This window comes from uncultured Roseobacter sp. (assembly GCF_947488185.1).
In the GTDB taxonomy this organism is placed as follows: Bacteria; Pseudomonadota; Alphaproteobacteria; order Rhodobacterales; family Rhodobacteraceae; genus Roseobacter.
Genome location: NZ_CANKYM010000003.1, coordinates 891,295 through 900,506, shown reverse-complemented (window position 1 = coordinate 900,506; position 9,212 = coordinate 891,295). Strand labels below are relative to the sequence as shown.

Sequence of the window (9,212 nt, the reverse complement as noted above, 5' to 3'; positions counted from 1 at the left end):
TCTACGCCGCTATGGAAAGATCAGACATGGCCGCGTAACTAAGACAAATCAGCCTCAGAAAAAACCGGCGCGGTTCAATCGACCACGTACCGCTGCGGCCACTCAGGACCTCGCCACGGCTGTTCATGGCCACATGCCGGGTGGACGAAGAAGGCCCCCTCAGGACCTTTGAGAGGGTCGATGAGAGGTTCTCGCGGATACTGTAGAGTGTACGCTGAGTTGTTGCGTCGATCATGTGTTGCCCTGCTCAGGGAAAGGCAGGCTCGATGACCGGGCTACCTTTGACAATTCGCGGTCCAGTACTCTCTCGGCTTCCCGAAGTACATCACAGGTATCTGCTGCGATGCTGGCTTCGCTTACAAACATCTTTCCCGGGTTTGCGGCCCGGATTGCACCGTGCTCAGCCTGAGCCTTGGATACGGCCTGTCTCAGACCCACGAGGATGGAACAGGCCATCTCCCAGTAGTTCATATCAGTGGCCGGAACGGCCTTGGGTCGTGGCATTTTGAGCCCCCTCTCCATCAGTTCGCGATTGCAACGGTCAAAGCGGTCATCTCATCGTTCAGACGGTTCAAAGCGGCGTCTTTCACAAACTGATCAAGCTCAGTCACCGCCCCCACGTAAGCTGTAACGCCCGGTGACACTTCCAGTGCATCTGACAAGTCGAACGAGAAGGTGCCTGCACTGCGAGAAAGCACACTGCCGTCCGGGAGTGCGATTACACTCCGCGCAGTCGAGACATTGACGCTTTCGACGCGTTTGATTGTTTCGTGAAGTTGCTCCCGGGTTCTGCGGAACGCCAGTTCGTTATTGGTCATATTGTTTTCCTTGATTGGATTAGTTGATTGTTTGCGGTGTCAGTTTTTGACCGAGAAGGTGCTCACCTGTCGGAGGATCGACATAGCCAAACCCATAAAGGTTTGCCTGTCAGTCGGTAGCTCCTTGGTCAGCCTGAGTAGTTTGATCCACAACGGAAGTTGGGTCATCGGATCAAGTGGACCTTTTACGAGATGCTCGAGTTGTTGGGCCGCTGCGTTGTTGTATCTGTAACGCTTCCTGCGGCCTTGCAGTTCGAACAGCATGGCGTCCACTTCCTTGGTGATCCGTTCCGTTGTCCTGTAGCTGATCAGGTGTTCGGCTTTTGCCACCGGGCGGGAAGCCTTACGGATAGCTGCGATGTCCTCCTGATATGCCTTAGAGTTGGCACGTAGAGAGGTCCCACGCCGGTATCCATTGAGAGTACGACCACAGTTCTTCGGGTAACCCTTAATTTACAGAGGTTCCCCAAGGTCATTGTTGGGTGACGAGGCCCAGCACGAGCTGAATTCACAAGACCAGATTGACTCAAATCAACGCGCCCCAGGCGCCCGCCTTCTATGGTGCCGTAAGCATCAACAGGGGAGCCATTCATGCGGTTTTTGATTTTCGCAGCACTTTGCCTCGGCCAACAGGCCCACGCACAGGACATAGGAGAAGGTCAGACGTTGTTTCGTCTTCATTGTGCGGCCTGCCACGGCATCGAAGGGCGAGGAAATGGCCCTATGTCGCCGGTCCTGCTGGTCCAGCCTGCCGACCTTACCAAGCTGTCGCAAAAGGAGGACGGGGCCTTCCCGACTTACCGTGTAGTGAAACGGATCGACGGGCGGGACCCTCTTGTCAGCCACGGCAGCGACATGCCGGTCTACGGGTGGTTCTTTGAGGGCAACGACGTGGCGATTTCTGCCCAAACCGGGCAGCCGATCATGACCAGCCAACCCGTGGCGGATCTGGTCGCATGGTTGCGCACCATTCAGGAGTAGCGATGGATCAGGGTATTTCGCGCGGGTCGAGAATGCGCGCGATCACCCCCCGCTTGGTAACCTGCCCCACCAGATCGCCGTCATCCTCCACACCCAGGGGGCCATCGTTTTCCAGCAGCATGCGCATGACGGTTTCGACCTCCATATCCGCTGGCACGGCCTGCTCGGGTGCGGCTTTCGCGGGCTCCATCACATCACTGGCGCGCAGCACGCCAAGCGGGTTCATATGGGCCACGAAATCCGCGACGTAATCATTCACCGGCTGCGAGAAAATCTCCTGCGGCGTGCCGCATTGCACGATGCGCCCGCCTTCCATGATCGCAATCCGGTCGCCCAGCTTGAAGGCCTCGTCGAGGTCGTGGCTGACAAAGATGATCGTGCGCTGCAGATCGCGCTGCAGGTCCAGCAATTCGTCCTGCAGCCGGGTACGGATTAGCGGATCGAGCGCGGAAAACGGCTCATCCATCAACAGAATGGGTGCATCGGTTGCAAACGCGCGTGCGAGCCCCACCCGCTGCTGCATCCCACCGGACAACTCGCCGACCTTGCGGTCTGCCCAATCGGAGAGCCCCACGAGGTCTAACTGTCGGTCGGCACGGGCCAGACGGTCCTTCTTGGACACATCCGCCAGCTCCAGCCCGAGGCCCACGTTTTCGCGCACCGTGCGCCAGGGCAGCAGCCCGAACTGCTGGAAGACCATGGACACGCATTCGCGCCGGACCCGCCGCAAATCCGGCGCCGAGCTATGGGTGACATCGCAGGACCAGTCGCCGTCATGCACGCGGACCGCGCCGCGCACCACCGGGTTCAGCCCGTTCACAGCCCGCAACAGTGTGGATTTGCCCGACCCCGAAAGCCCCATGAGGACAAGGATTTCACCGGCGGGCACGCTGAGCGAACAATTGTGCACGCCGAGCACCTGATTGGTCGCCTGCTGGATCTCGGCGCGGGACTTGCCTGCGTCCATGTCCGGCAGGGCCTTTTCCGGCGCGTCGCCAAAAACGATGGAGACGTTGTCGAATTCAACAGCCGTTGTCATTTGCGATCCACCCGCAGCATCCGGTCCAGCATGATGGCCACAACCACGATGATAAATCCGCTTTCAAATCCAAGCGCCGTATTCACCTGGTTCAGCGCCCGCACAACCGGCACCCCAAGACCGTCGGCACCCACAAGGGCGGCGATCACCACCATCGACAGCGACAGCATGATGGTCTGGTTCAGCCCCGCCATGATCTGCGGCAGGGCATAGGGTAACTCCACCTTCCACAGTTTCTGCATCGGGGTGGCGCCGAAGGCATCCGCCGCTTCCAGCAGCGGCTTCGGTGTCGTGCTGATGCCCAGATGGGTCAGACGAATGGGGGCGGGCACCACGAAGATCACCGTGGCGATCAGGCCCGGCACCATGCCGATCCCAAAAAACACAATGGCTGGAATAAGATAGACGAAGGTCGGCAGCGTCTGCATCAGGTCCAGCACCGGGCGCATCGCTTGGAACAGGCGCGGCCGGTGTGCGGCCGCAATGCCGATGGGCACGCCAACGGCCATGCAGACCACGCAAGCCGACAGGACTAGCGTTATGCTCTCCGTCATCTCCTCCCAGTAATCCTGGTTGAGGATGAACAAGAAACCCAAGGCGACGAAAAGGCAGACTTTCCAGCTGCGTTGCAGCACCCAGGTGAGGGCGACGAAGGCCAGGATGATGACGAAGGGATGGGGCGTCTGCAGCACCCAGAGGATCGCGTCGATCATCCCCTCCATCGCAACCGCGAGCCCGTCAAAGAACCACTCGCCGTTGGTCTGTAACCAGTCAAAGAACGCCGCTGCACCCTTGCCAACAGGTATTTTCGTCTCGGTCAGCCAGTCCAGCAAAACACGCACCCTTCCCCGGAAAAGTCATCGCCCCGCACGATGTGTCGTGCGGGGCGTCTTGATCACAGACCGAGGGCCGATTTCACCGCAGCGACGCTGTCCCCGCCATCCACGGTGGTCACACCGTCCAGCCAGGCGACAAAGGCATCCGGGTTGGCCGTCAGCCAGGCGCTGGCGGCGTCGGAAGGTTCTTCGCCGTCATTCAGGATCGCGCCCATGATCTCGTTTTCCATGGCCAGCGTGAATTCAAGGTTGTTGAGCAACGCGCCCACATTGGGACATTCGCCCACATAGCCCGCGCGGGTGTTGGTATAGACCGAGGCACCGCCCAGATTGGGGCCAAAGAAATCATCGCCACCGGTCAGATACCCCATGTCGAAATTCGCATTCATCGGATGCGGTTCCCAGCCGAGGAAAACGATCGGCTCGTCCTTCTTGGACAGACGCTCGACCTGCGCCAGCATGCCCTGCTCTGAGCTTTCCTTGACCTCAAACTCGCTCAGACCAAAGGCGTCCGCGTCGATCATGGATTGGATCAGGCGGTTGCCGTCATTGCCGGGCTCGATCCCGTAAATCTGGCCGTCCAGCGCATCCGCGTGCTTGGCGATATCGGCAAAGTCCTTGATGCCCATATCCGTGGCCGCCTTGTTCACGGCCAGCGTGTATTTGGCGCCTGCAAGGTTCTCACGGACGGTGTCCACGGAGCCTGCCTCGCGGTAGGGCGCGATATCCGCTTCCATCGTGGGCATCCAGTTGCCGAGAAAGACATCGACGTCGCCCTGCGCCATGGAAGTATATGTCACCGGAACGGAAAGAACCTTGATATCCGTCTCATAGCCAAGCGCGTCGAGGATGACGGTTGTGGCGGCCGTCGTGGCGGTGATATCGGTCCAGCCGACGTCGGAAAAGGTCACTTGCGTGCAGTCGGCGGCCGCCACGCCGGTCATGGCAAAAAGAGCCAGCGCACTTGCTGTTGTCTTGAGCGTCATATCGGATCTCCCATCTGATTTTTCTTTATACATGCGCAGGTTGGAACAGGGGGTCAAGGCGAAACCCCTGAACCCTGCTGCGGCTCTTGGTTGTATGAAAAGCCAGGTGTGGTTCTCAGCTGTCCGGAGGCAGGTCGCGGAACACGCCAATGATCTTGGTGATCTCACCTGAGGCATCCGCCCGTGCCAGCCCGAAAGACTCCACATTCACAGTATCACCGTCGCTATTGATCAACCTGTGCTTAAAGTGGAAATCCCCCCCTTTCTTGGCCACGCGGTCGACCTCCTTTATGACCGCCGCGCGGTCATCGGGGTGATAGTACTCAAGGGCCTCCTGCAGGTTGGGCGCAGGTTTTCCGGAATCTACTCCGTGAATGCGATAGACTTCCGAAGACCAGTGTAGCTCCTTGGTTTCGATATCCAGCGCCCAGAAGCCGACCTTGGCAAGATCCTGCAGCAGTTGCAGATGTGTCAGTGCTTCCTCTGCCTTGTCACGGGCATCCACCACATCCGTGATATCCGTCCCGACCGAATAGATCGAAGAGTTCGGCAGTGACGGATCCGCGAAGATGAAGTTTTCGGTGCTCATCCAGTATTTTTGACCGTCGTCCTTGGAGACGACCTCGTGCACATGGCTTTCGCTCCCCGACGCGCTGTTCATCAGCGCGTTATCACGCTCCTTGACGGCATCGGCGGTTTTCTTGGTCGCCAGCTTGAAGAAATTCTGGCCTTCCGCCTCCTCCCGCGTGGTGCCCAGAATCCCCGCCGATTTCTGGCTGATCCGCAGGATCGTCCCGTCGGTCGCCCGGTTCAGCATGAAGATTTCCGCATGATCGAGGATCAGGTCGAGTTCCTGCGCCAATCCGGGGAATTCTGACACCACCATGGTGGAGCCCTTCATCTGTCCGCGCATGTCGAAGAATGGCGAACAGGTGAGTTTGAAACGGGATCCCCTGGAGGTGAACTCGCGTGAAATCGGCTCCCCCAGCTTGAGCGTTTCATTGCAGATCGGTGCCAGGGACGGGCAGTTTTCCGGCAGCACACATTGGCTCACATGCGGGTTGGAGACCGGGCGAGACAGGCCAAACATCTCTGCCGCCGCGTTGGTCGCCTGCGAAATTTGCAGCGCCGTATCCAGAACCATGATCGCCAGCGGCGCGGTTTCAAGCACGGACATCAGCTCGCCCGTCCGACCGCTGAGCTCAGCCGCCGTGACCTGCAATTCCTCGTTGACAGTGATCAGTTCTTCGTTGGTCGATTGCAGTTCTTCGTTGGATGTCTCCAACTCTTCGTTTGTGGCCTGCAATTCCTCGTTGGTCGACTGCAACTCCTCGTTCAGCGACTGCAGTTCCTCATTGGAGGTCTCCAATTCCTCAATGGTCTGCTGAAGCGCTTCACGTGTCGTGGCCACTTCATCTTCAAGGAGCCGGATGCGATCACTTTCAAAGGCCGCGCCACCCGGTTTGATATCCGTATCGAACCCCTTGGCGCGATCCACCTGAATCTCACTGAAAACAATCAGTGCCGCGCGCTCATTGATGTCGCGCGCGATGATCGGATAGACATCCAGCCGGATCTCAGCGTCATCGTCATCAGCCAAAAGATGGCGGACACCGGTTCGATGCTCGCCATTTTTCAGGGCCAACGTCACAAGGCTGCGGGCCTCTTCCCGGAAGGGCCGCCGCAGCAGGTCGATGTGCATTTTCAGGTTGCTGCTTTCGTTCATTTCAATGAACGAACTGACGTTCCCGTAGATGCGCACGATGGAGTATTCATCCGTGACCAGCACCGAGTTCTTGCCAAGGGCCAGGGCAAGGGCTTCAAACATCTGCCGGTCGGTAGAGTGACCCGGCGTCGGCACCGCCGCCGTGGCAGGCGCGATCTTGCGCGACTGGGGCATGTTACGCGTGTTGGAGAACGGCGTGTGCTCGGAGCGCCGGATGGACCGCCGCCGGTAGATATGCGCGGACTGGCTGTCCTGAATAAAGAGCTCGTCCGAGCCCGCCACGGTCTCTGCCGTGCCAAGAAACATCAAAGAGGTTTCGGTCAGCGCATAATGGAACCGCGACATGACTTTGTGTTGCAGTGCATTTCCAAAATAAATCAGCAGGTTACGGCAGCACAGCAGGTCGACTTTCTGAAAAGGCGGGTCCTGGCACACGTTGTGATCGGAAAACAGGATCGCCGAGCGCAGCGAGTCGATGACCCGGATGCCATCGTTTTGCTGTATGAAGTACTGGTCCGACAACTCTTTGGGAATATCGTTCAGGGCAGCCATGCCGTAGATGCCCTTGCGGGCAACTTCGAGGGCGTCCTTGTCAATATCCGTGGCAAAAATCTGGACGTGATCCTTGAGCTGGACCTTCGCGCCGCCCAAAGCTTCGCAGAGCAGAATGGCAATGGAATAAGCCTCTTCGCCCGTCGCGCAGCCTGCAATCCACACCCGGAAGGGCGTATTGGTCTTTTTCTTCAGGAGCGCTGGCAACAGCTCCTTAAGGGCCTCGAACTCGCTTTTGTCCCTGAAAAACCGGGTGACCGAAATCAGCAGATCCTTGAAAAGCGCATCCACCGCGTTCGGGTTCACCCGGCAGAACTGGGTGTATTCCTCGTGGCTTTCGATCCCCAGCGCAATCATGCGCCGCTCAATCCGGCGGTTGATCGTGGTCTGCTTGTACTCGCGGAAATCAACGCGCGTGCGGGCCAGCAGGATCTGCAGCAGATCCGAGGAGGGGCTCTTTTCTGACGCCTCCTGCCGAAACGCATCGAAGTCACGCGGCGAGGTCAGGATTTTCTGCAGATGGGTGCCAATCTCAAAGGGCCGCAGCACCAGATCAACGCAACCGGTCTGCATGGCGGCCATGGGCATGCCGTCGTACTTGGCACTTTCGGTATCCTGGGCAATGGTGATGCCGCCGGCCTCGCGGATCGCCTGTACACCGTAGGCACCATCGGTGCCGGTGCCCGAGAGGATGATTGCCATGGACTTTTCGCCATGCTCGTCGGCGAGGCTGAGAAGGAAGCGATCCACGGAAGGTTTGGGCGAGGCCACCTCGTGGCTTGGATCCACCAGATTGAGCTTGCCCTTTTCGTAGACCACATCCGTTTTGGGCGGGGTGACATAGATAACGTTCGGCTCGGGCACCGATCCGTTGACCACATCCCGCACGACAAGACTTGTCTGACGGGCGACCAGCTCAGTCATCAGGCTTTTATGGTGCGGCGACATATGCTGCACGACCACATAGGCCACCTGCAGATCCGTAGGCAGAGTGGCGACAAGTTCGCGAATTGCCTCCAGGCCGCCGGCCGAGGAGCCGATACCGATAATTGTTAACTCTTCTGTATCTGCCCCGTCCACGCTCTCTACTCCCCACCGCGAAAACCATCACAGGTTGTGCACGCCGACTTGACCCGCGCACAGCCTGAATTTGGCAACCCATAGTTGCAATCCTAGTGACTCTGCTGTGATGTATTCAACCCTAAGATAGGGGGTTGCGTAATATTTCTCTACCCGTGGCGCAACAGGTACCGTACGGTGCGTTTACCCTTGCCTACCGAATTTAAGGCACCTTGGACCAATTGATTGCAGTTTATGGATAGAAAAGATGACAGATCCCAATAGAGTTGTGCCGCTGCCCTCAGATTTGTCCGACCGTGTGCTGACACTGAACCTGACGGTGAAGGAGGACAAGAGCATCACGGTTCGGTCCTGTGAAGTGCTGGGGCGTGGGTTTCGCAATCGGGTTTCTTTTCAAGAAACAAGTGAACTGGATCGGGTTCTCGTGGCAAACCTGGCGCATTCGGTGCGCAAGTGCATGTCCGCCATCCCGGATGGGGCACACGTTCTGTCTCTGCCCGATTTTCTTGTTGAGGTACCGGGGCTTGTCCTGTCCGGCGCGCATGTTCTGGTCATGGAAATCAAGGACGGGATGCGCAACGCCATCGTCCGGTTCAAGGAATTCATGGGCGCGCTCAACAACGCTTTTCATCCTGACATTGGTTTTCAGGAACCCTATTCCAATCACGCGGAACGGCTGGCCACCAATGTGCTGGCAGACATCTGCCTGCCGCTTCTGAACATGTGCCGGGACATGGAATACGCCCAAGTGGAGGCAAACGAACGCCTGCCACAGGGGTTCGCCGAACGGGCGCGGGAATTCGAGTTTCAGACCGAACTGCTCAAGCGCTTTATCTTTAATGCTGGCATCGGTCATGCGCAGCCGAGCCAAGTCTATCTGGAACCGGAGTACCGAGCGAAACCGCTCACCCTACCCCGTTCCTGATTGGTCACTTGTTTTGCATTGGCCGCTGTTTGTCTTTCTGCAGACATCACACGGTGCAGCGGCGCATTTTTATTGTCAAAGTCTGAATATTTTCGCGAAAATCCGCGCTTAAAAGCCACGATCTGGTCATTTCGGTGCCCTGCGACCGGCAGAAAAGCCCGGTATCCCTTTGTGTCGAGGCGGCCCCTCCGCTTCATGCGAAAGGACCGAACAGATGACCAAGGAACCGCAGAAACCTGCCCCCGTGCCAACGTCCGAAGGCGCCAAGA

Annotated in this window: 9 protein-coding genes; 2 read left to right on the top strand and 7 right to left on the bottom strand. The window is 58.2% G+C overall.

The window, feature by feature from the left end; all coding sequences use genetic code 11:
• Positions 1-231 precede the first annotated feature (231 nt).
• From Q1A52_RS15600 to Q1A52_RS15590, 3 genes are read right to left on the bottom strand one after another with little or no spacing between them, the layout of a single operon-like run.
• On the bottom strand, positions 232-504 hold the full coding sequence (locus tag Q1A52_RS15600) for a hypothetical protein (RefSeq protein ID WP_300017271.1): 273 nt from the start codon (positions 502-504) through the stop codon (positions 232-234).
• 17 nt (positions 505-521) lie between these two features.
• Positions 522-818, bottom strand: a complete 297-nt coding sequence (locus Q1A52_RS15595) for a hypothetical protein (RefSeq protein ID WP_300017268.1) — start codon at positions 816-818, stop codon at positions 522-524.
• A gap of 39 nt (positions 819-857) precedes the next feature.
• Complete coding sequence (locus Q1A52_RS15590) at positions 858-1,148, bottom strand: hypothetical protein (protein ID WP_300017265.1); 291 nt, start codon at positions 1,146-1,148, stop codon at positions 858-860.
• Between the two features lie 261 nt (positions 1,149-1,409).
• Here Q1A52_RS15590 and Q1A52_RS15585 point away from each other — a divergent pair, with 261 nt between their 5' ends.
• Entirely contained in the window at positions 1,410-1,799 is a 390-nt protein-coding gene (locus Q1A52_RS15585; protein ID WP_300017262.1) for a cytochrome c, read from the top strand.
• A gap of 7 nt (positions 1,800-1,806) precedes the next feature.
• Here the strand turns inward: Q1A52_RS15585 and choV are convergent, their stop codons facing one another.
• From choV to Q1A52_RS15565, 4 genes are all read right to left on the bottom strand, one after another.
• Positions 1,807-2,838 carry a choline ABC transporter ATP-binding protein gene (choV, locus tag Q1A52_RS15580; RefSeq protein ID WP_300017259.1) on the bottom strand — a complete coding sequence of 344 codons (1,032 nt, stop codon included), beginning with the start codon at positions 2,836-2,838 and terminating at the stop codon, positions 1,807-1,809.
• Positions 2,835-3,668, bottom strand: a complete 834-nt coding sequence (gene choW, locus Q1A52_RS15575; protein ID WP_300017347.1) for a choline ABC transporter permease subunit — start codon at positions 3,666-3,668, stop codon at positions 2,835-2,837. The genes choV and choW overlap by 4 nt, the downstream gene beginning before the upstream one ends.
• 65 nt (positions 3,669-3,733) lie before the next feature.
• Positions 3,734-4,660, bottom strand: a complete 927-nt coding sequence (locus tag Q1A52_RS15570) for a choline ABC transporter substrate-binding protein (RefSeq protein WP_300017256.1) — start codon at positions 4,658-4,660, stop codon at positions 3,734-3,736.
• 115 nt (positions 4,661-4,775) lie between these two features.
• Positions 4,776-8,018 carry a chemotaxis protein CheB gene (locus tag Q1A52_RS15565; RefSeq protein WP_300017253.1) on the bottom strand — a complete coding sequence of 1,081 codons (3,243 nt, stop codon included), beginning with the start codon at positions 8,016-8,018 and terminating at the stop codon, positions 4,776-4,778.
• Between the two features lie 247 nt (positions 8,019-8,265).
• Here Q1A52_RS15565 and Q1A52_RS15560 point away from each other — a divergent pair, with 247 nt between their 5' ends.
• Positions 8,266-8,943 (top strand): hypothetical protein, encoded by a 678-nt coding sequence (locus Q1A52_RS15560; RefSeq protein WP_300017250.1) that lies wholly within the window; start codon positions 8,266-8,268, stop codon positions 8,941-8,943.
• Positions 8,944-9,212: the final 269 nt, after the last annotated feature.